The 21,865-nt window shown below is 59.9% G+C and carries 18 protein-coding genes and 1 riboswitch; of the genes, 12 read left to right on the top strand and 6 right to left on the bottom strand.

Going from position 1 to position 21,865, the window contains the following annotated elements; genetic code table 11:
* Positions 1-113: 113 nt before the first annotated feature.
* Both ABCP74_RS05040 and ABCP74_RS05035 read left to right on the top strand, forming a co-directional pair.
* Positions 114-1,826 (top strand): hypothetical protein, encoded by a 1,713-nt coding sequence (locus tag ABCP74_RS05040; RefSeq protein ID WP_343000882.1) that lies wholly within the window; start codon positions 114-116, stop codon positions 1,824-1,826.
* A gap of 207 nt (positions 1,827-2,033) precedes the next feature.
* Complete coding sequence (locus ABCP74_RS05035; protein WP_343000883.1) at positions 2,034-2,696, top strand: alpha/beta hydrolase; 663 nt, start codon at positions 2,034-2,036, stop codon at positions 2,694-2,696.
* 59 nt (positions 2,697-2,755) lie between these two features.
* Here ABCP74_RS05035 and ABCP74_RS05030 read toward each other — a convergent pair whose 3' ends face one another.
* From ABCP74_RS05030 to ABCP74_RS05015, 4 genes are all read right to left on the bottom strand, one after another.
* Positions 2,756-4,090, bottom strand: coding sequence for a uracil-xanthine permease family protein (locus tag ABCP74_RS05030; RefSeq protein WP_343000884.1), 1,335 nt, complete (start codon positions 4,088-4,090; stop codon positions 2,756-2,758).
* A 121-nt stretch (positions 4,091-4,211) separates the two neighbouring features.
* On the bottom strand, positions 4,212-5,345 hold the full coding sequence (locus ABCP74_RS05025; RefSeq protein ID WP_343000885.1) for a 5-methyltetrahydropteroyltriglutamate--homocysteine S-methyltransferase: 1,134 nt from the start codon (positions 5,343-5,345) through the stop codon (positions 4,212-4,214).
* Between the two features lie 155 nt (positions 5,346-5,500).
* On the bottom strand, positions 5,501-6,397 hold the full coding sequence (locus tag ABCP74_RS05020) for a LysR family transcriptional regulator (RefSeq protein ID WP_343000886.1): 897 nt from the start codon (positions 6,395-6,397) through the stop codon (positions 5,501-5,503).
* Between the two features lie 10 nt (positions 6,398-6,407).
* The gene (locus tag ABCP74_RS05015; RefSeq protein WP_343000887.1) at positions 6,408-7,316 is read right to left on the bottom strand and encodes an HAD-IIB family hydrolase; all 909 of its coding nucleotides are present in this window, start codon (positions 7,314-7,316) and stop codon (positions 6,408-6,410) included.
* 93 nt (positions 7,317-7,409) lie between these two features.
* Positions 7,410-7,520: riboswitch (TPP riboswitch) on the top strand.
* A gap of 51 nt (positions 7,521-7,571) precedes the next feature.
* On the opposite strand from ABCP74_RS05015, the gene thiM reads away from it, so the two are divergent.
* The 3 genes from thiM to ABCP74_RS05000 are packed head-to-tail and all read left to right on the top strand — an operon-like array spanning position 7,572 to position 9,448.
* Positions 7,572-8,411, top strand: coding sequence for a hydroxyethylthiazole kinase (gene thiM / locus ABCP74_RS05010; RefSeq protein ID WP_343000888.1), 840 nt, complete (start codon positions 7,572-7,574; stop codon positions 8,409-8,411).
* A 3-nt stretch (positions 8,412-8,414) separates the two neighbouring features.
* Positions 8,415-8,756, top strand: coding sequence for a thiamine-binding protein (locus tag ABCP74_RS05005; protein WP_343000889.1), 342 nt, complete (start codon positions 8,415-8,417; stop codon positions 8,754-8,756).
* A complete protein-coding gene (locus tag ABCP74_RS05000) occupies positions 8,753-9,448 on the top strand; it encodes a thiamine phosphate synthase (protein ID WP_343000890.1) in 696 nt (231 codons plus the stop codon). The genes ABCP74_RS05005 and ABCP74_RS05000 overlap by 4 nt, the downstream gene beginning before the upstream one ends.
* A gap of 101 nt (positions 9,449-9,549) precedes the next feature.
* On the opposite strand, the gene ABCP74_RS04995 is transcribed toward ABCP74_RS05000, so the two are convergent.
* Positions 9,550-10,419, bottom strand: coding sequence for a patatin-like phospholipase family protein (locus tag ABCP74_RS04995; RefSeq protein WP_343000891.1), 870 nt, complete (start codon positions 10,417-10,419; stop codon positions 9,550-9,552).
* 323 nt (positions 10,420-10,742) lie between these two features.
* On the opposite strand from ABCP74_RS04995, the gene ABCP74_RS04990 reads away from it, so the two are divergent.
* The 7 genes from ABCP74_RS04990 (at position 10,743) to ABCP74_RS04960 (ending at position 19,324) form a co-directional block, all read left to right on the top strand.
* Positions 10,743-13,460 carry a bifunctional diguanylate cyclase/phosphodiesterase gene (locus ABCP74_RS04990; RefSeq protein ID WP_343000892.1) on the top strand — a complete coding sequence of 906 codons (2,718 nt, stop codon included), beginning with the start codon at positions 10,743-10,745 and terminating at the stop codon, positions 13,458-13,460.
* A gap of 127 nt (positions 13,461-13,587) precedes the next feature.
* Entirely contained in the window at positions 13,588-15,117 is a 1,530-nt protein-coding gene (locus tag ABCP74_RS04985) for a diguanylate cyclase domain-containing protein (RefSeq protein ID WP_343000893.1), read from the top strand.
* 74 nt (positions 15,118-15,191) lie between these two features.
* Positions 15,192-15,815, top strand: a complete 624-nt coding sequence (locus tag ABCP74_RS04980) for a flavodoxin family protein (RefSeq protein WP_343000894.1) — start codon at positions 15,192-15,194, stop codon at positions 15,813-15,815.
* Positions 15,816-15,827: 12 nt separating this feature from the next.
* Positions 15,828-16,169 (top strand): arsenate reductase family protein, encoded by a 342-nt coding sequence (locus ABCP74_RS04975; RefSeq protein ID WP_022093957.1) that lies wholly within the window; start codon positions 15,828-15,830, stop codon positions 16,167-16,169.
* 86 nt (positions 16,170-16,255) lie between these two features.
* Positions 16,256-17,386 carry a GTP-binding protein gene (locus ABCP74_RS04970; protein WP_138341106.1) on the top strand — a complete coding sequence of 377 codons (1,131 nt, stop codon included), beginning with the start codon at positions 16,256-16,258 and terminating at the stop codon, positions 17,384-17,386.
* A 93-nt stretch (positions 17,387-17,479) separates the two neighbouring features.
* Positions 17,480-18,079, top strand: a complete 600-nt coding sequence (locus ABCP74_RS04965) for a tRNA (cytidine(34)-2'-O)-methyltransferase (RefSeq protein ID WP_343000895.1) — start codon at positions 17,480-17,482, stop codon at positions 18,077-18,079.
* A 144-nt stretch (positions 18,080-18,223) separates the two neighbouring features.
* Positions 18,224-19,324, top strand: coding sequence for an AAA family ATPase (locus ABCP74_RS04960; RefSeq protein ID WP_271737589.1), 1,101 nt, complete (start codon positions 18,224-18,226; stop codon positions 19,322-19,324).
* A gap of 40 nt (positions 19,325-19,364) precedes the next feature.
* Here ABCP74_RS04960 and ABCP74_RS04955 read toward each other — a convergent pair whose 3' ends face one another.
* Positions 19,365-21,845 carry an excinuclease ABC subunit UvrA gene (locus ABCP74_RS04955; protein ID WP_425458545.1) on the bottom strand — a complete coding sequence of 827 codons (2,481 nt, stop codon included), beginning with the start codon at positions 21,843-21,845 and terminating at the stop codon, positions 19,365-19,367.
* Positions 21,846-21,865 lie beyond the last annotated feature (20 nt).

Genomic DNA, 21,865 nt, shown 5'->3' with positions numbered 1-21,865 from the left:
GCCTATTTCTCCCCCATTTTGGCCATTTTGCCCTCCAAACGGCACTACCGCCGGCAACATCCAGCAGATACGCTGAATCTAGTCGTATAGGCCCTATGAGAACGGGAGCAACCATGGCAGCCTTGTTCACGACCCCCAAACGCAATGACACTACCGCCGGAACCCATGTTGCCGAACCCGACGTTCGCCGTCGCATAGGACTCGCGCACGGCAGCTGGCGCCGCGTGACGCGCCGCATCGTCGCGGGCGCCGTGTGCGCGCTCACGGTGAGCTCGCTGCTCATGCCGAGCGTCTCGCTCGCAGCGGAATGGGTCAAGGTCGGCGGCAACAAGTACAACACCGCGGCGAGCGACGAGGCCGGTACCTGGTCGTGGGACGGCGCCGACGACTTGAAGCTCAACAACTATAACGGCGGCGAGATCCAGGCCGCAGGCAAGCTCAACGTGAATTACTCGGGAACCAACATCGTCACTGCCGAATGGATCGAAAGCATCAACGTTTCTCATGGCACTAACGAGAATGCCGAGCTCAATATCCAAGGCGACGAGGGCGGCACGCTCAGCGTGACATCTACTGAGGACGCTATCCTCTCCACGGGTAATATCAACATCGACGGAGCCGGATCCGTCAACGCCACGAGCACTGGGTTTGATGCCATCAATGCCGGAGGTGATCTCGCTATCAAAGGTTCGGGCAACGTCAACGCCACGGGTGCATCGGATGGCATCAGGGCAAACGGCAATATCACGATTGACGACAGCGGAGCCGTCACCGCCAGGGCTACCAAGGACAAGGGTATTGGAGCCGACAAGAACCTCACCATCAAGGGTGGCGGGACGGTCGAGGCAAGCTCCGAGAAAGACGCTGCCGTCGAGGCCAAGGGCAGCCTCGCAGCCACAAACGCCTCCCTCAACGTAAACGGTGTTGAATATGGCGTCTATGCCCACAAGGGCATCACCCTCGATCATGCAAACGTGACGGTCCGTGCAAGTAAAGGCAGATACGGTGGCGCCAACGCCCTCTTCACCTACCAGGACGACATCGTCGTCAAGAACGGCTCCACCGTGGACGCGTTTGCGGAAGGCGAGGTTTCGGCTGCATTCTCCACCAGAAACGATCGACCCAACGAGAAGGGCGGCCACATCTACATCAGCGACTCCGTTGTCAAGGCCATAGCCCGCTATGTCGAGAACGGCGACGGCCCCATCCCCTACAGCGAAAACCAAGATGGCGAGACGAGGCGCGAACCCCAAGGCGAGAACATCGGCATCATCGCCCAGACCAGCGAGGGCGTCACACCCGCAGTCATCTCGATCATCCGCAGCAAGGTAACGGCCGAAGGAGATACAGCGGCAATCTTTGCCCGTGCCATGAGCGCTGACGGCAAGACAATCGGCACCATCAAGATTGAGAACGCCGCCATCCAGACGCCCGAAGGCGGCAAGGTCATTGACTATCGCAAGCTCCGTGACGGCATCTACGAGGCAGGCCAAGCCATCGGCACGGGCGACGCCACGGTCGACTCCCTCTATATCAAAGCAGTCGCCAAAAGTACGACCATCGCACCTCCCGAGGTAGACAAGCCGGAAGACCCCAAGCCCGACGAGACCAAGCCCGCAGAAAGCAAGCCCGCGGAGTCCAAGCAGAACCCCAAGCCTGAGGGCTCAAAGCCGACCAAGGCCGTTGCGGCTTCAACCACGAAAGCCAAGACTACCGGCGTGCTCGCGGCAACCGGCGACACCTCGGGTGCGGCCATCGTGGCAACCGTCCTTGCGGGAACAGCCGCTATCGCCGCAGGCACCATGGCGAGCCGTAAGTGTTCTTAGACGCCTCTGCGCACATGGCAGCTCCCGCGAAGGCCCCGAGCCCGAGCACCGTTTAACGACGCCATCGCCGAGCTCCCCTCCGGCGGTGGCGTTTTCCATATGCGTCCGCAGGGGATGCACGAGATTGTCTTTGGTCTAGCCCAACCGGCATACGCTGGCGTGCGACAATTGGGGCTGCCGATATCACAACACTGAGAGAAGCCTGCCTTGGAAGCGCAAAAGCAGATAACCGTTCATTCGGAGCATACGGAAAGCGCACCTGTCATTTACCTCCCCGTGGTCATGGGCGACGGTAGCGATGTTTATGACCGCTGCCGAGAGCTCGGCTGTCCGCCATTCACCCTCGTCGCCATTGGCGGGCTCGATTGGAATCGCGAGCTGAGCCCCTGGGCATGCGACGGGACCGTACGCGATGCCGAGCCTTTCGGCGGCCAAGCTGCCGGTTTTCTTGATGAGTTGCTGAACCGGATAATCCCAAAGGTCGAATTATCGCTCCCACAGCCACCTGCTTGGCGTGGCATTGCCGGTTATTCGCTGGCGGGTCTCTTTTCGCTTTGGGCCCTCTGGCAAACCGATGCCTTTGACCGCGCCGCAAGCGCATCGGGGTCCCTGTGGTTTCCTGGCTTTATCGACTATGCTCACGAGCACGCGATGGCAGTTACGCCCGACGCCGTCTACCTGTCGCTCGGCAAAAAGGAGACCAAGACACCCAACCGCATGATGCGGCATGTACTCGACGACACGCGCGCGATGGAAGCGTTGCTCGTCGAGCGCGGCATTCCAACAACGCTGGAGCTCAACCCCGGCAATCACTTTGCCCAAACCGATCTACGCATGGCACGTGGCATCCACTGGATATTGACGCATTAAAAATGACGCCCGCGCGTACGCATGGGCGCCATTTATTTTGTTTTTGTTGAACGCAGCTACTACTCAGCAGCCTCCTCGAGCTCGGAGACATCAAACTCAAAGTCGTTACCCGGCAGAATGGCGTTGAGCACGATGCCCACCAGCGAGCCCACGGCAAGGCCGGAAAGCGAAATCGTCACGCCGCCCAACTCCAGCACGATGGCGCCGGCGGTGCTGTACGCAATGCCGAGCGAAAGCACGAGCACCAGGGCGGTCACCAGCACGTTGCGGTTGTTTTGGAAATCGACCTGGTTCTCGATGAGGTTGCGGACGCCCACAGCGCTGATCATGCCGTAGAGCACGAGCGACACTCCGCCGATTACACACGCCGGCATGGCGGCGATGACCGCGGCGAACTTGGGGCAGAACGAAAGCACGATGGCGCAGCACGCGGCAATGCGAATCACGCGCGGGTCGAACACACGCGTCAGGGCAAGCACGCCGGTGTTCTCGCCATAGGTGGTGTTGGCCGGAGCGCCAAAGAGCGAAGCCAGGATCGTGGCAAGGCCGTCGCCGAGCAGCGTGCGATGCAGGCCAGGATCGGCGATGTAGTTACGCTCGCAAGTGGAGCCGATAGCCGAGATATCACCGATATGCTCGATCATGGTCGCAAATGCCAGCGGCATGATGGTGATAATGGCCGTCGTGGCAAGACCGCTATCGAACTGCGGCCCAAAGAGCGCAAACACGGTGTTGTCCCACACGATGGGAAGACCGACCCACGGCGCGGCGGCAACGCCCGAGAAATCAACCTCGCCCAGCGCAGTCGCAACGGCATAGCTCACCACAACGCCCAGCAAAATCGGCACGATCTTGACCATGCCGCGGCCCCAGATGTTGCAGATGACGATCACTGCCACAGCGACAACGGCAACAAGCCAATTGGTCTGGCAGTTGGCAATGGCGGAGCTTGCCAGGATCAGGCCGATGGAAATGACGATGGGGCCAGTCACCACCGGCGGGAAGAAGCGCATGACGCGCTTGGCACCAAACGCACGGAAGAGCGCCGCCAGCACCGGGTAGAGCAATCCGGCGCAGGCAACGCCCAGACAAGCGTAAGGCAATAACTCGGTCTCGCCGTTGGGCGCGATTGCGGCATAACCGGCAATAAAGGCAAACGATGAGCCCAAAAATGCCGGCACCTTACCGCGCGACAGGAAGTGGAACAGCAGCGTACCCAGGCCGGCAAACAAAAGCGTTGCCGATACCGAGAGGCCAGTGAGCACGGGTACCAGCACGGTGGCGCCAAACATGGCAAACAGATGCTGCAGGCCGAGCAAAAACATGCGCGGGCGGCCGAGCGACGATGCATCGTAGATGGCATCGGTGACGGCGGGCGTCGAGGATTGGGACATGGATGTCCTTTCGAATGGAAGGGCATCGGGCATATCGGATAACCTGCCCGAACGATACGATCCGAACCATTGTACGCGATACGCTATGTCTCGCACGCGCCGTCACCTGCGAACGTTACCGCTATTTCCAAACGCGCTCGGCAATACGCTTGACCAGCGCGATCTTTGCCCATTGCTCGTCCTCGGTCAGCTTGTTGCCAATCTCGCAGCTGGCAAAGCCGCACTGGGGCGACAGATACAGGTTCTCGAGCGGAACATACTTTGCAGCCTCGTGAATACGCTCGACGATGGCATCCTCGTCCTCAAGCTCAGCGGCCTTGGTGGTCACCAGGCCCAACACGACCTTCTTGCCGGGGGCAACGTACTTGAGCGGCTCAAAACCACCGGCACGCGGCGTATCGAACTCCAGGTAAAATGCGTCGACATCCTCGTTTGCGAACAGGTACGGCGCGATGGGATCATAACCGCCCTCGAAGGCATAGGTAGAGTGGTAGTTGCCGCGGCACACATGCGTGTTGATGACCAGGTCGTCGGGCTTACCCTCGATGGCGGCGTTGTTGAGCGCCACGCCCAGCTCGCTTACCTTTTGCAGATCGACCGGGCTCATGCCGGTTTTGACGACAAAATCGGTATCGCAGTAGATACCCCAGGTGCAGTCGTCAAATTGGATGTTGCGACAGCCTGCAGCGTACAGGTCGGCAATTACCGTGCGATAAGCGGCTGCAATGGCGTCGGCAAGTTCTTCATCGGTCTTATAGACAGCGCGCAGGCTCTCCTGCTGGCCGTCGCAGCGATCGAGCGTGACCTCAGAGAACGTCTGGATAGGCGCCGGGATGGTCTGGCGTGCAACGTGGCCCTCTCCCTCAAGTGCCTTGACGAACTTAAAATGCTCGACGAACGGATGGTTCTCGCCGCTAATGGGACCGGTTACCACGGCGGTGTCGGCCGTCGTCTCCTCGTCATGGAACATATAGCCCGTGCGTGAGGCGCGGCGCTCAATGCCGTTAAGGCCCCACATAAAATCGAGGTGCCAGTAGCTGCGGCGAAACTCGCCATCGGTGATAACCTGCAGGCCGGCGGCCTTCTGCTTGTCCACCAAATCGCGAATGGCATCGTCCTCGACGGCCTTAAGGCCGGCGGCGTCGAGTGTGCCCGCGGCATAGGCGGCACGTGCATCCTTAACAGCCCGTGGACGAAGAAAGCTGCCGACGATATCGGCGCGAAACGGCGCGTTCGGTTGAATCAAAGTGCTCATAGATATCTCCCTTTGCATTGGTTGCTTTACCGAGACAGAGTATGAGCGCTCATATGGCCATCGTAAAATATATGTTTATAACAGTTTGATATAGATGTTTCCTATATCAGTCTGGACTGCCATAAAGAGACTTGAACCGTGCGGAGCACAGCACCCTAGATATGCTGACGAATCGCGTCGATATAGGCCCGACCGTAGCGCGTGAGCGTCGTGTTCTTGCGCGTGATGATGCCAATCTCCATGTACTCGTCCACGTCGAGCGGAATCGAGATAATGCCGGGGCCGTTGAGCTCGTGGCTGATCACGCCCGAGCATACCGTGTAGCCGTTGAGGCCCATGGCAAGGTTGAACAGCGTCGCACGGTCGCGCACGCGGATATTCTTGCGGCGCTCGAACGTCGAGGTCAGTTCCTCGGAATAGTAAAACGAGTTGTAGCTGCCCTGCTCGTAGGACAAAAACGGATAGTCCTCGAGATCTTCGAGCGTCACGCTGGCGCGGTCCGCCAGTGGATGGTCGGCGCATACAAAGACATGCGGCGTGGCGCAGAAGAGCCCTTCGAACACGAGCTCGTTGGCCACCAGCATGCGCTCGATGACCTCGCGATTGTGCTCCGACAGATACAGGATGCCGAGCTCGCTTTTCATATGCGCGACGTCCTCGATAATCTCGTGGGTCTGCTCCTCACGCAGGGTAAAGTCGTAACGCGCGGCATCGAACTCACGGATCACGTCGACAAACGCGTTAACGGCAAAGGAATAATGCTGGCAGCTCACACTAAAGTGCGGCACCTGCTCGGACGCGCCCTTGTACTTGCCTTCGAGCAGATCGGCCTGGTCGAGCACCTGTCGCGCGTAGCCCAAGAAGGTCTCGCCTTCCTCGGACACAATGACGCCCTTGTTGGTGCGCTCAAAGATGTGCACACCCATCTCGTTTTCGAGATCGCGGATCGACGCGGTAATCGAAGGCTGCGACACAAAGAGCCGGCGCGAGGCCTCGGTAATGCTGCCGCATTCGGCAACTTTGACGACATATCTGAGCTGCTGGAGCTTCATGGCTGTCTCCTTAGCTGTTCGTGAGACTCGCGTCGGCAGCACCCGGCAGGCGCATAAATGACGGCATCTCCCCCGTCGCGGCGCAGGCGGCAATCTGATGCAGAGCCCCGGCGACCGCATCGTCTGCCGCAGCGCCGATATGCCAGCGCGCGGCAGCCGTGACGGCCTCGTTGGCATTGGCGACTGCAACGGAGCTGGGAACGGCATCGATCATGGGCAAATCGTTATCAGAATCACCGAATACGGCCACCTCGTCGAGCGTCAGGCCCAAAGCACGCGCCAGCTCCAGCGCAGCGCAGCCTTTGTCCCAATCAGCAGGGAGGATGTCGAACAGGCGCACTCGGTTGTTGGGAAACACGAGCGAGAGTTCCGGCACCTCAGCGGCAACGCGCTCGCGTAGCTCCGCGAGCTCCTCACGCGAACGGGCACTCCAGATATTCGCCTTGAACACCGGCGCGTCATCGACGACGGGATGGCACGGAGCCTCTTCGCCTTTGAGCCATGTGTTGCCGCCCGACCCCATGGCGCGACGAACGCGCTCGGGATCACTCGTCACGCAATAGGCATCGTTGCCCCAAAAGTCATCGCCCAGGCTGTAGACTTTTAAAAATGTATCATCGGTCTCTTGCTCCAGATAGTCGGCCAAACGCATCAGAGCATCGTTGTCGATTGCGCGCGAGGCGACGACTCCGCCGTCGACAAACATCACCTGGCCGTTACAGAACGCACCTGTCGAAAAACACTCGGAACGGTTTTTGAACATCCAGCCCATCGCGGACGGCTGACGACCCGAAACCGGGCCAAAGTGCAGACCCGCCGCCTGCATGGCATGAATGCCCTCGATGGCGTAGTCGCTGGCGCCGTCATGCCCGGCTGGAATCAGCGTATCGTCCATATCGGTCAGCACAAGTTTGATCATAAGGCCCCCATTCGTATCGGTCCTACCTATTGTAACGACCTGCCAAAATAAACCTGTCCCTTTTTGGCAGGTGCGCTAGTATAGGGAACAACAGATTCGATGCGGGAGTGCCGGCGGTGCAAACCACAAGGCTGAGAGGGCATGGGGCCCAATCCTTTGAACCTGTCAGTTAATGCTGGCGTAGGGAGCATGCCGCCTTTACAGGGGCGCTGTCTATGCACAGCGCCCCTTTTCTATGCCAAGGAGGCATGTGCAGTGATTGATTCGGAACAGCTTAAGCAACATATGGTCAAGGCGGTGGACGAGATTCGCGCCACCAATCCGATGGCCGGCTCCATCACCAACACGGTGACGATCGACTTTGTCGCCAACGCGCAGCTCGCCGTGGGCGGATCGGCCGCCATGGTCTATCTGCCCGACGAGGGCGAGGCACTCGTTGCCGGCGGCGGCGCCATCTATCTCAATATGGGCACGCTCTTCCCCATCTATGAGCAGACGATTCCCCGCGCGGCCAAGGCGGCACACGACGCCGGCAAGCCCTGGGTGCTCGATCCGGTAGGCCTAGGCATCGGTAGCCTGCGCACCCAGCTGGTAAACGAACTCAAGCAGTACAAGCCCACCATCGTGCGCGGCAACGCCTCCGAGATCATTGCACTCGCCGGCCTGTGGAGTCTTGAGGGCGAGGCGGCCGATCTGAGCCGCGTACGTGGCGTCGATACCACCGACACGGTAGACGCCGCCCGCGATGCTGCCGTGGCACTCGCCCGCTACACCGGCGGCGCCGTGGTCGTCTCGGGCGAAGTCGACCTGATTACCGACGGCACGACCGTGGCCAAGTCCCACGGCGGCAGCCCGCTCATGTCCAAGATCACCGGTTGCGGTTGCTCGCAGGGCGGCGTGCTGGCCGTGTACGCCTGCGCTGCCGATCCGTTTACGGCAGCCGTCTGCGGTACCGCCGTCTACAATGTCGCCGGCACGCGTGCCGCCGCTGTCGCCGATGCCCCGGCAAACTTTAAGGTCGCCTTTATCGACGAGCTCTACCGCGCAACCGCCCAGGACATTGCCAATAACCAACTCGAGCTCGAGGAGGCATAAGCCATGTCCGAGCCCGTAACCAATGCCGGCATGAACACGCTCGTCGCCGTGGCCATCGCCCCGTGCGGCACCGGCGACGAGCTGTCCGCCGAGGTCGCCGAGGTCGTGCGCGTCATTCGCGAGAGCGGCCTTCCCAACCGCACCACCTCGATGTTCACCGAGATCGAGGGTGACTGGGACGAGGTCATGCAGGTCGTGCGCGACGCAACCTTTGTGTTGGCGAGCAAGGGCATCCGCACCGAAGTCGTGCTCAAAGCCGATATTCGACCCGGATTTACCGACACCATGACCGGCAAGCTTGAGCGCATGGAAGCGCAGATCAAAAAGCAGGAGGAAGCACGATGAGTATCCGCGACAACCTTGATATCTCGGCCTATCTGGTACTCGGCCCCGAAAACACGCTCGGGCGTCCCGTGGGCGATGTGGTGGCTCAGGCGCTCGACGCAGGCTTTACCTGCATCCAGGTGCGCTCCAAGGTGGCAAGCGCCCGCGAAATCATCGCGCTGACGGGCGACGCCGCGCAGGCAATCGCACAGGCCGGCAAGACCGGTCAAGTCGCCTTGCTGATCGACGACCGCCTTGACTGCGTACTCGCCGCGCGCGAGCAGGGTATTGCCGTCGACGGCGTGCACGTGGGTCAGAGTGATATTCCCGTCGAGGCCTGCCGCAAACTTTTGGGCCCCGACGCCATCGTGGGCCTTTCGGCCCGTTGCGAGGAGATGCTCGAGTACGTCAAGACCGCCGACATGAGCCTAGTCGACTACCTGGGCATCGGCCCGCTCCACGAGACCGAGACCAAGCGCGACTGCGGACGCGCGGCCGACGGCTCTATCATCACCAAGAGCTTTGAGGACTTGGCCGCACTCCACGCGGCAAGCCCCGTGCCCATCGTGGTGGGCGGCGGCGTCAAGACGGCCGACTTGCCGCAGCTTAAGGCAACCGGCGTCGATGGCTTCTTTGTGGTGAGCGCCGTCTGCAGTGCCGACGACCCCCACGCCGCAGCCAAGGAGCTCGTCGACACCTGGCAGCAGGCATAGGCTCAAGCCGAGCAGCTGATCCGCAGCCTCACATCTTCAGCAATGGAAAGCGCATCCCAGTTTGGACCTCCACTCCGGGATGCGCTTTCCGCATGCGACCCTTACCCCGCCAGATACGCTTCCAACGCCGGCAAGGTCGCCTCCGCATCACGACGACCGACCTGGTAGATGCGCTCGAGCTCATCGGGCTCGCGGCACAGCGACGGCACCTTCACCGATTCGCTCGGCCGCACCACAAAGACCTCGCCGGCAGCCTCGCGACGTGCCAGGTCATCGAGCGTGGCATTGTAGACCTCATGCCGATGCTCAAGCGCTGCGACAAACTCCGGGTAGTGACGGAGCACGCGCCGCAGCATGGGCATCACGCTGTTGGGCTGTTTCACAAAGCCAGCCGGCTGTGTGAGCACCACGATATTGCGGTCATACCCCTGCGCAAACAGCCAAGCGCTGGGAATTGAATCAGCCACGCCGCCATCCAGATACTTATGCCCGTCAATAACAACGGGACGCGTCGCCACAGGAATCGCCGACGACGCCCGGATCCACTCGATATCACGCTCGTCGCCATAGGGCAGGTCGTGATAGACGGCCTTGCCCGTCTCGATATCGGTACACACGCACGTAAATCGCATGGGGCAGGCGCGATACGTCTCCAAGTCGATGGGATCGCGCTCGATAGGCACCTCATGATAGGCAAAATCGGCATTGAACATATCGCCAGTTCGCAGCCAGCTTGCTACACCCGCATAGCGCTTGTCGGCGCAATAGGCCTTGTTGTAGCGAATGGCACGGCCGATCTGTCGTGATTTAAAGTTGTAGCCAAACGCCGCGCCCGCCGAGACACCCACCATATGGTCGCAGGTCAAACCGTGCTCCATCCATACGTCGAGCACGCCCGCCGTATACATACCGCGGTAGCCGCCTCCCTCGAGCGCCAGCCCCACTGTGCGCATCATATTTGACTGTGCCATGCGACCATCTCCGTCCCCGCAAATTTAAACGGAACAAGTATACCCGTCAACATATACCGCCCCAGTCGCATTTTTATCGAGCATCGCATCGTCGCGCTACCGCTTGTCGAATAATAGCCGCCCACAGCATGTGCACCCATCTATAATTGTGTGCTGTTGTTTATACTACTCAGCAGTTATCAACAGCGAACATTAGCCGGCAAAGTAACCCAACAACGCAGCAAGGCGGGGGCCTGGATACACGCAAAACGCTGAGCAACGACGCGTGTACACGACGAGCTCGCCCGACGCAATCCGCCCGACCTCAGAAAGCCGCTTACGACATGGATACTGTCAGCAATTACACCGAAACGCTCGAAAAGACCGTTCGCGACCTTCTCGAGCGTCAGGATGATCTGATTAGGACCGCCTTTACCGACCAGCTTACCGGACTTGGCAACCGCGGCGGCTTTGCTCGCTCCTTAGAGGAAATCTGGGAGCAGGAACTGCCCGTGACCATGGCGTTTATCGACATCGATAACCTTAAGCACTGCAACGACATCTTTGGGCATGACGAGGGCAACCGCTATATCTTGCAGGTAAGCCTCTATCTCAAGCTGTATATGAAGGTGGACGAGGCGGCGTTTCGCATAGGCGGCGACGAGTTTGCCATCCTGTCTACGGTTGCGACCGAGGACGACCTCGCCGAACGTCTGGAACACTGCCGAACGGTCCTGCTCAAAAACAACGATTCCGAGATGCCTCACTCGTTTAGCTACGGAGTGTCACATGCCGACCCCGCCCTGGGCGAGGCCCCCAATCGCATGACACTCGATGCCGACCATCGCATGTACGACTACAAGCTACGTCATGCCGTACACCTTGATCGGCGCAATATCTCGCAAGTCCACACCGACGACTTCGAAATAAGCGATCGCATTTTCGACGCCTTTTCGATGCTCAACGAGGGCCGCTATTTCTTTATCGAGAACTTGGACAAACATCGCACCCTTTGGTCGCAAGGCGCCTTGCGCGATCTTGGCCTTCCCTCGGAGCACATAGACAACTGTCGCGATTACTGGAAAACGCGCGTGCATCCCGATGACCTTGAGGCCTACATCAACGACATCGACCAGGTCTATAACGGCACCAAGCACCGTCGCGTCATGCAGTATCGTGTGCGCAATGCCGTCGGCGACTACGTCCTCTGCCGTGCTCGCGGGTTTCGCATCGACGGCGACGAAAATGTCCCCTCGCTCTATGTCGGCGAGCTCGTCAACCACTCACTTGCCGAAACCGTCGACGCCGCGACAGGCCTCGGCACCCAGCGCATGTTGGTCAATGCCATCGACGCCTGTCGTTGCGACCGTTGCGAGACGGGCCTTATAGCGGTGCGCGTTCGTGGCACGACAAAGCTCAACGAGCTCTACGGAGCCGAGGCTGTCGACAACATGCTCGCCGAATACGCAGGCCGCATGCTGTCGATCACCCGCGGCAGGAGCAGGGTCTACCGTTCACGTAGCGTCCAGTTCGTCGTGCTCAGCAACGACCTGGACCACGAGGCATTCGAGCAACTGACCCACCACCTTAAAGAGGCTGTTTTCGCTCCTGTGCAAATCGCAGGCGACACCATTGCTCCCGTCTGTCTTGTCGTCCCGACCTTTTACGAACGCCTGGACTCCCAAGCATCGACTGTTTTGGGCGAACTCGATCGTCGCCTTCGCACGGCCGGCGGACTTGTTCCCAACGACAGTCTGCCCATACCCGAGATGGAACGCAAAGGCGCCGTCGCCGAGCACCTCGATATGCTCACAGGCCTCTACCGCCCCAGCGAGTTTATGCGCCGTGCCAATGCCTTCATCAAGGCAAGGCGCGACGGCGCTTGGTGTATCGCCACCGTCGACATGGGCCACATGCGCCTATTTAACGAATGGTATGGACAGACCGAAGGCGACCGTATGCTTGCCGATGTGGGCACGGTGCTCAAGGATATCGAGAACGCCGACATGGGTGTCGCGGGATACTGGGGACAAGACGACTTTTGTCTGCTCATACCCTTTGAGCACGATTTCGTTCACCGAGTCTATGCGCGCGTGCGCGAGGCTGTAGCCAAGCACGACGACGGCGTAGGCTTTTGGCCGTCCATGGGCGTATGCCCCATCGACGCTAGCGAGGAAATCACCATCGATGCCCAGGCCAAGGCCATGTTTACCAATCGACGCGCCAAAAACGACTTCAAGGAGCGCATTGCTATTTTCCGCCCCGAGGAATATGAGCACGAGATTGCGTTCCACCGCACGCTGACCGAGTTCCAATACGCGCTCTCAAACGGCCGTATCACGTACTACCTGCAGCCCCAGGTCGATATGGAAACCGGCGAGATTATTGGCGCCGAAGCACTCACCCGCTGGATTGACAAGGACGGCTCTCTCATTTCGCCCGCAACGTTTATCCCCGCACTCGAGGATAGCGGCTTTGTGGTGACGCTCGACAAGTACATTTGGCAGGGTGTCGCCTCATGGCTGCGCGAGCGCATCGATCGAGGACTTCGTGTGGTTCCGGTTTCGCTTAATGTGTCGCGCGTGGATATCCTTGCCTGCGACGTTGCCGAACATATGGGGGCGCTTGCCGCCCAATACAACCTACCGCCCGAGCTCATGCGTATCGAGATCACCGAGACGGCTTATACGGGAGAGTCCGAGGCCGTGGACAAACTGACGGCCGACCTGCACACCCGCGGCTTCTCGACCTATATGGACGATTTTGGCACCGGTCAGTCCACGCTCGCGATGCTCAAGAACGTCAACGTCGACGTCATCAAGCTCGACCGCGCCTTTGTACCCACCGACCGCGATCAAGGCCGCAGCACGCAAATCATTTCATCGATGCTCGAAATGGCGCAGTCGCTCCATCTGCCCGTCGAGGTCGAAGGCGTCGAGACAAATGAGCAGGCGAACATGCTACGACAAATGGGCGCCCGCTACGCTCAGGGCTTCCTCTACTACCGCCCCATGCCGGCGAAGGATTTTGAGGCATTGCTCGATGGTGGCAATAACAACTGATACGCTCGCGCGCAAAACGCCACCGCCGAAGGGGGAATTTGCCTCCATTAGCTAACTTATATCCCCAATTCAAACCGAATTGGGGATATGATACAAACCATTGTTCCGCCCAAGGAGGTTATCCATCATGAACGAGTCATATCGCCTGGGTGAGCAATTGATTATTGCCTATCTTCAGCGACTTGCGAATGGCATCTCGACCGCCGAACTCGATGTTGCCGCGCTGCCTGCTGAGCTACGCGCCGTTGGTGAGCAACTGCAAAAGACGCATGCCATCCTGCAACAAGAGCGCCAGCTGCTTGAGCGCAACGCCTATATCGATCCGCTCACCAACTTGGGCAACCGCAGCGGACTCGACCGTCACGTCGAGCAACTCTGGCGCAAAGGCGACCCCTTCACCTGCGCCTATATTGACATCGACCATCTCAAGCATTGCAATGATAGGTTTGGCCACGCCGAAGGCAATCGCTATATTCTGAGCATCTGCCGCACGCTCTCCGAAACCATGGAGCACGATGAGATGCTGTTCCGTATCGGTGGAGACGAGTTTGTGCTTATCTCGCTCTCCGCAAACGAGACTGAACTCGAGCAGCGCTTGGAGCAGGTACGTGCCGGGCTGATCGAGGCGAGCTCAGATGGCAAGGCGCCCATGATCGCCAGCTTTAGCTTTGGCTGCTCGCGCGTCGATCCACTTGCCGGCGACACGCGTCGCCAGATGACGATGGATGCCGATCGCAAGATGTATCGCTATAAGCTTATGCATCGTGTACAGCAACCGGAAAACAATGACGCGCCGCAACGCCCAATCGTCGATCAGCTTCCCTGCAACGACCGGGTGTTCCAAGCGATCTCCATGAGCTCCGAGACGCGCTATCCGTTCATCCTCAATCTCGATACGGGCGAATCGCAATGGTCGGTTAACGCCGTGCGCGATTTTGACCTGCCCTCCCAGCACCCTTTTAACTCACTCGACATGTGGCTCGCCCGCGTTCATCCCGAGGACCGCGACAACGTACGCGCCGAGCTCGACATGGTGATAAACGGCACGTGGCACTTCCATTACATGCAGTATCGCGTAATGGATGCCACCGGAAAATACGTGCTTTGCGACTGCACGGGCTACCGTTTGGACGGCACCGATACCGAGCCCAGCATGTATGTGGGCATTATCATCAACCGAAGCTTGGCAGATACGACCGACTCGGTAACGGGCCTGGGCGATGTCCACGCGCTGGTCAACGCTATTGGAGAGATGCGCCGCGTGGCGCGCGAGGCAGGCTTTATTGCCATTAAGGTCGACGATATCGCCGAAGTCAATGCCCGCTTTGGATTCGATGCAGGCGACCGCGTGCTCGCCGAAAGCGCCGCCTGCCTCATGGACTGTTCGCGCGGCAAGGGTCGCTTGTTCCGCTCGACGGGACCAATGTTCGTGGCGCTTTTCGATGAGCTCGGCCCCGAGGCAATCGATGAGATCGCAAGCGACATCGAACGGTTCCTGGGTTCTCCCGTGCTCATCGGCTCGCTTGAATATCAGCCGCCCATTCGCGTGGCCACGCTCCATCTGGACGGCGTCGACCGTCAGCCTGTTTCCATTTTGAACGAGCTCAAAGCGTTGCTCGGGAAAGCCGTGCAGGTGCCAGGTACCAAACTGGATTAGCACCGCGCCCGCACCGCCTCCCCCATCGTGCGATAATCCTCTGCAGAAGTCACCAAAAGCAGAGGGAGTTTGTGATGAAGGTTCTTTTGGTCAATGGCAGTCCCAAGGCAAACGGCAACACCGCCCGTGCACTCGCCGAAGTCGTCGAGCAACTTAATGCAGAAGGCATTGATACCGAGGTGTTTCAGCTGGGCGCCAAGCCCATTCGCGATTGCATCGGTTGCGGCCAGTGTGGCAAGCTTGGCGGTCGCTGCACCTTTGACGACGACGTGGTGAACGGGCTCATCGCTGCCGCCGAGCAGGCAGATGGTTTTGTCTTTGGCTCACCCGTCTACTATGCGCACCCCAGCGGCCGCATCCTTTCGGCCCTCGATCGCGCCTTCTATGCAGGCGGGCATGCCTTTGAGCACAAACCCGGCGCCGCGGTCGCCGTCGCCCGTCGCGGCGGCACGTCGACCACCTTCGATGTGCTCAACAAGTACTTCACCATTAAGCAAATGCCCGTAGTTGCCTCCACCTACTGGAACAACGTGTTTGGCCGCGTGCCCGGCGACGCCGATGGGGACGCCGAGGGCCTTGCCACCATGCGAAACATCGGCAAAAACATGGCCTGGCTCCTGCGCTGCATCGAGGCAGGACAGGCCGCCGGCATCAACGCACCCGAGGCAGATCACGCAACGACCAACTTCATTCGATAGAGCGGCGAAACCATGAATATTCAAATCTTCGGGACTAAGAAGTCGTTCGACACCAAAAAGGCCCAGCGCTATTTTAAGGAGCGCCGCATTAAGGTGCAGTTTATCGACCTTAAGGAAAAGGAGATGAGCAAAGGCGAGCTCACGAGCGTGATGCAAGCGGTCGGCGGCATCGACAAGCTGCTCAACCCCAAAGCCAAGGACGAGGAGACGCTCGCGCTCATTCAGCACCTCACCCCCAGTCAGCGCTTCGACAAGCTGCTCGAGAACCAGCAGGTCTTGGCCGAGCCCATCGTGCGCAACGGCAAAAAGGCCACCGTCGGTTATTGCCCCGATGTATGGGGAGCCTGGGAGTAGCTTGTGTTATTTGCCGGCGCGTGGGTATAAGAGCAGGCGTTTGGCATAAGATTCAACTGTAAGCCATGTCTAACAAAGGAGGGCACATGCCCAACAAACCCGTGAAGATCATCATGCTTACCGGATACCTCGGTGCCGGCAAGACCACGCTGCTCAACCACATCCTCGCTAACGACGGCGGCATCCGCGCCGCCGTGATCGTCAACGATATCGGCGAGATCAACGTCGACGCCAGCCTTATCGCCGACGGCGGCCTTTCCGAGACCGATGACCTCATCCCGCTCACCAACGGCTGCATCTGCTGCACGCTTTCGGATGACCTGGCCAACCAGCTGCAGGGCATCGCCGATTCGGGCAACTTCGACTACATCATCATCGAGGCCTCGGGTATTTGCGAGCCCATCCCCATCGCCTACACCATCTCGAGCTTCTGCGACGAGGCCAAGGTGGGCGGCGAGCCCAAGCTCGCGCTCGACAACATCGTGGCCGTGGTCGACTGCGCCCGCATGTACGACGAGTTCAACGGCGGCCGCGACCTGCTGGCAGAGGATATCGACGAGGACGACATCGAGAGCCTGCTCATCCAGCAGATCGAGTTCTGCTCCACGCTGATCCTCAACAAGACCGATACCGTGACGCCCGAGCAGATCGCCGAGCTTAAGGCCATCGTGCGCAGCCTGCAGAAGGACGCTGTGATTGTCGAGGCTCAAAACGGCGAGGTTCCCATGGAGGAGCTGCTCGACACCGACCGCTTCGACTTTATGCGCGCCTACAACTCCGCCGCCTGGATCGAGGCCATGGAGCATCCCGAGGAGCACGACGACCCCGAGGTGCTCGAGTACGACATCGAAACCTTTGTGTACTCGCGCCGCAAGCCGTTTGACCTGCAGAAGTTCACCAATTTTGTTGAGCAGGAGTGGCCCGACGAGGTCATCCGCGTCAAGGGTCCGCTGTGGCAGACCGGCGATCCGGACATGTGCTACATGTTTGAGCAGGCCGGCCACCAGATGCGCCTGATGGAGAACGGCCTGTTCGTTGACTCGGCGCCCGAGGGCGAGAAGCAGAAGATCATCGACGAGAACCCCGAAATCATGCAGATTTGGGACGACGAGACGGGCGACCGCATGACGAGCCTGTGCATCATCGGCCGTCACATGGACAAGGATGCGCTCATCGCCTCCCTCGATGCCTGCCTGACCGACTGGCACCGCGCCTAGGTTTATCCAAGCGGGCATTTGTCCGAAAAGTAGTCGCCAACCACCACGAAGGTGCCCTTCGTGGTGGTTTTTCGTTCTGAGCCAAGGAGATTCATGTTCAACATTGTGCTGTATGCGCCCGAGATTCCCGCCAATACGGGCAATATCGGCCGTACCTGCGTGGTCACCGGCGCCCGCCTGCATCTGGTGGAGCCGCTGGGCTTTTCGCTCGACGACAAAACGGTACGTCGCGCCGGCCTGGGCTACTGGCAAAACTTGGACGTGACGACCTATGCCGGCTGGGAGGATTTCCTTGCGCGCAACGGCCTCTCCCCTGCCGACGAGCACCTACATCTGTTGACCAAAAAGGCACGCCGCACCTATGCGCAAAGCACCTACCGCGACGGCGACTACTTGGTCTTTGGCAGCGAGAGCTCGGGCATTCCCGAGCCACTGCTCGCGGCGGCGCCCGAGCGCTGCGAGCGCATCCCGATGCTGCGCGATTGCGACTCGCTCGATAACGCCGAGGCCTGGGAAGCCCACGAGGAATCGCTCGGGCATACCGAGGACGGCCATGAGACCATCCTTCGGCAGGATATCTGCGGCAACTTCGTCAACCCGGACGACTACCGCATCAGCGCACTCAACCTCTCCAACAGCGCCGCCATCGTCCTCTACGAAGCCCTGCGCCAAACAGGCTTTCCGGGAATGTGACAAAGGAACTGTCCCTTTGTCACATTCAAGCGCCGCGCCGATGGCGCACACGCCTAATTGATGCTCTAGATAAAGAGCCCTCACTTTTAATCAGAATTAACTAAAGTAAAATGAAGTTAAACGGCGCTGTGAAAGGAGAGCTTTGTGGAATATCTCGAGAACCCGTTTACCCCTAGCTTTGGCGAGGTTCCTGCCCATCTCGCTGGCAGACAACAGATTATTCGGGATTTGGACCGTGCCTTCTTGAGCCAGCGCAGGCGCCCAGAATTGACCTCGATCTTCTCAGGCGCGCGTGGAACCGGTAAAACCGCTCTCATGTCGTCGCTCGCGACAAGGGCTGAATCCCACGGCTGGATAGCCGTAAAGACGACCGCACTCCCGGGAATGCTTGAGGAAATCGAGTTCGGGACGAAACACGCCGCAGCCCATCTCATCGACTCGTCCAACCAATTCGAAGTCACCGGTCTCGGAATTGCACCGCTCGGCAGCATCGAGGTCAATCGCGTTCACGATGCCTCAACTTGGCGTTATCGCATGAGCGACATCATCGACCAGCTCAACGAGGCGGGCACCGGTCTGCTCGTCACGGTTGACGAGGTGGACCCGACACTCGACGAGATGATTCAGCTCGCAGCGACGTATCAGCACTTTGTGACCGATGGGAAACGCGTCGCCCTGCTCATGGCGGGACTTCCCAACAACGTCTCGACGTTGCTGAACCACAAGACGGTCTCGTTCCTTCGCCGCGCCCAACAATATCATCTGGGTCGCATTGCCGACTATGACGTACGCGAGGCCTTGATTCGCACAATCCAGGAAAACGATCGCCTGGCAGATGCTGAGGGAATCGATAGAGCCGTTCGCTCGATCTCTGGTTTTCCCTTCCTGTTGCAACTTGTAGGCTACCGTGCCTGGGATCTCACAAGCGATTCGAAGGAAATCTCGTCACGCGACTTTGACCTGGGAATCAAAATCGCGCGCGACGAGATGGACGACCGAATCCTCGCGGCAACCTATCGGGAACTTACGGCAGAGGACAAGCGATTCCTCATCGCCATGCTCGATGACGAGGAAGAGTCCACCACCGCTGACCTTGTCGAGCGCCTTAAGCGTTCGCCGCAGCAGGTCTCCCGCTACCGACGCCGCATGATAGATGCCGGCATCATCGGAGAACGCGGGCGCGGTATCGTCGCTTTTGAATTGCCGTTTTTCCGCGACTATCTCGCCGCTCAGTGCGTGAAATAGGCATCAATGAGGCAAAGGGGCTGTCCCTTTGCCTCATTGTCTATAGGTAGCGACCGGTAATGCTCTTGGAGCAGGCCGCGGTGTCGCCTGGCGTACCGGCGCAGACGATTTGCCCGCCGGCGCCACCACCGCCCGGGCCCATGTCGATCACATAATCGGCGTTACGGATAAGGTCGAGATCGTGTTCGATCACGACGACTGTGGCGCCCTTGGCAACGAGGCCGTCAAACACGCTCAGCAACACCTGAACATCGAGCGGATGTAGTCCGATCGTGGGCTCGTCGAACACGAATACGGCATCATCCTGCACGCGTCCCATCTCGCTCGCGAGCTTAAGACGCTGCGCCTCGCCGCCCGAAAGCGCCGGCGTGGGCTCACCGAGCGTGAGATAACCCAATCCCAGGTCGTGCAAGGTCTGCAAGCGCGTCTGGACTTTCTTGAGCCCCAGTGTGGCGTCGAGGGCCTCGTCAACACTCATGTCCATAAGCTGCGGCAACGTAAGCAGACTCCCGTCCTTGCCCTCGCGATGGATATGCGAAGCCGCGTCTGCATAACGTGATCCACGACATGCCGGGCAGACGATCTCGACGTCGGGCAAAAACTGCACGTCGAGCGATATCGAGCCCGTGCCATCGCACGTAGGGCAGCGTAAGGCGCCAGTGTTGTAGCTAAAGGCACCCGCCTTGTAGCCGGCTGCTTTGGCCTCGGACGTACGGGCGAAGGCGCGACGCAGCTCGTCATGAATGTCGGCATAAGTCGCCACTGTCGAGCGCACGTTGGCGCCGATAGGCGTAGCGTCAATCAGGTTTGCGCGGGCAATGCCTTCGGCATCGACCCAGCGCACATGTTTTGGCAGGCGCTCGCCGGCTGCCTGCGCCTTAAGCGCCGGGATGAGCGTCTCGAGCACCAACGTCGTCTTGCCCGAACCCGAAACGCCCGTAACCGCAACAAGGCGGCCGCGCGGGATATCAACTTCGAGCGGCTTAACGGTATGGATGGCATCGGTTGCCATGCGAATATGCCCCTGGTCGAACATTTCCTCGTCAGTCACCTGCGGACGCAAGCGCTTGGACTCTGCGCGCAAAAACGGAGCGATGCGGCTGCCCTGCGATTGTTCGAGCTCGTCCACCGTGCCAGCGGCAATCACATTACCGCCGCCTGCTCCGGCAACGGGGCCCATCTCGACCAGATAGTCGGCTTCCGCCAGTACGCGCGTATCGTGGTCGACAACAACCACGGTGTTGCCGTCATCCACCAGATCGCGCATCACACCCACCAAGCCGTCGACATTGGCAGGATGCAAGCCGATCGAGGGCTCGTCCAGCACATAGAGCACGCCCGTCGATCGATTGCGCACCACGCGAGCAAGCTGCACGCGCTGGCGCTCACCCGTGGAAAGCGTGGCACCGGCGCGATCGAGTGAAAGGTAATCGAGACCCAGGTCGACCAGGCGACGGGCCGTGCCCAAAAACGAATCGCAGATATCCACTGCCATGGGCTGCATCTCGGCTGGCAAGGACGTAGGCACCCCGCGCACCCACTCAATCGCCTCGCCCAGCGTCATGGCCGCGGCCTGCGCCAGATTGATACCGCGTACCTGGGGCTGGCGTGCGGCCTCGGAAAGACGCGTGCCGCCGCAGTCACGGCATGGCCCCTCGCGCAAAAAGCGAGCCACGCGCTTAAGCCCCTTGTCGTCCTTAACCTTGGCGAGCGCATTCTCAACGGTATAGACAGCGTTGTAATAGGTAAAGTCGAGCGGCGTGGCGCCCTCGCCGTTTTTGGGAACGTAGAGAATATGCTTCTTAACCGCCGGACCATGGAACACGATGTCGCGCTCTTGAGGCGTGAGCTGGTTAAACGGCACGTCGGTGCGCACACCCATCTCGCCGGCCACCTGCTTCATCAGATCCCACATGAGCGTGCCCCAAGGAAGCACCGCGCCCTCGTTGATAGTCTTTGACTCGTCGGGCACCAGGCTCGCCTCGTCCACCTCGCGCATAACGCCGGTGCCGCCGCAGGTGGGACACGCGCCACCGCTATTGAAAGCCAAATCCTCGGCACTCGGCGCGTAGAACTCGCGGCCGCACGTCGGACACGTGAGCGAAAGGCCTGCGGCCACGTTAAGGCTCGGCTCAACGCGCGCCCCGCAGTGCGGGCACACGTGATGGGCGCAACGGCTAAAGAGCAGACGCAGGCTATTGTTAAGCTCGGTCATGGTGCCAAAGGTGGAACGCACGCCCGGCACGCTGGGGCGCTGATGCAATGCGAGCGCCGCCGGCACGTGCAGCACCTCGTCCACCTGGGCGTGCTCGGCTTGCGTCAGGCGACGTCGAGTATAGGTGCTGAGCGCCTCCAGGTAGCGACGCGAGCCCTCGGCATAAAGAACCCCCAGCGCCAGCGAGCTCTTGCCCGAACCCGATACGCCGGCAATACCCACCAGCTTTCCCAGCGGAATATCGATATCGATGTCCTTAAGGTTATGGACACGTGCGCCACGTACCTCGATAGCCTGCGGGCTCATCCTCTGTTCCGTCACCTTTA

Source organism: Collinsella aerofaciens (assembly GCF_039062315.1).
Lineage (GTDB): Bacteria > Actinomycetota > Coriobacteriia > Coriobacteriales > Coriobacteriaceae > Collinsella > Collinsella aerofaciens_BG.
Note: the sequence above shows the minus strand (reverse complement) of the source record. Positions and strands in the feature narration are given on the sequence as shown.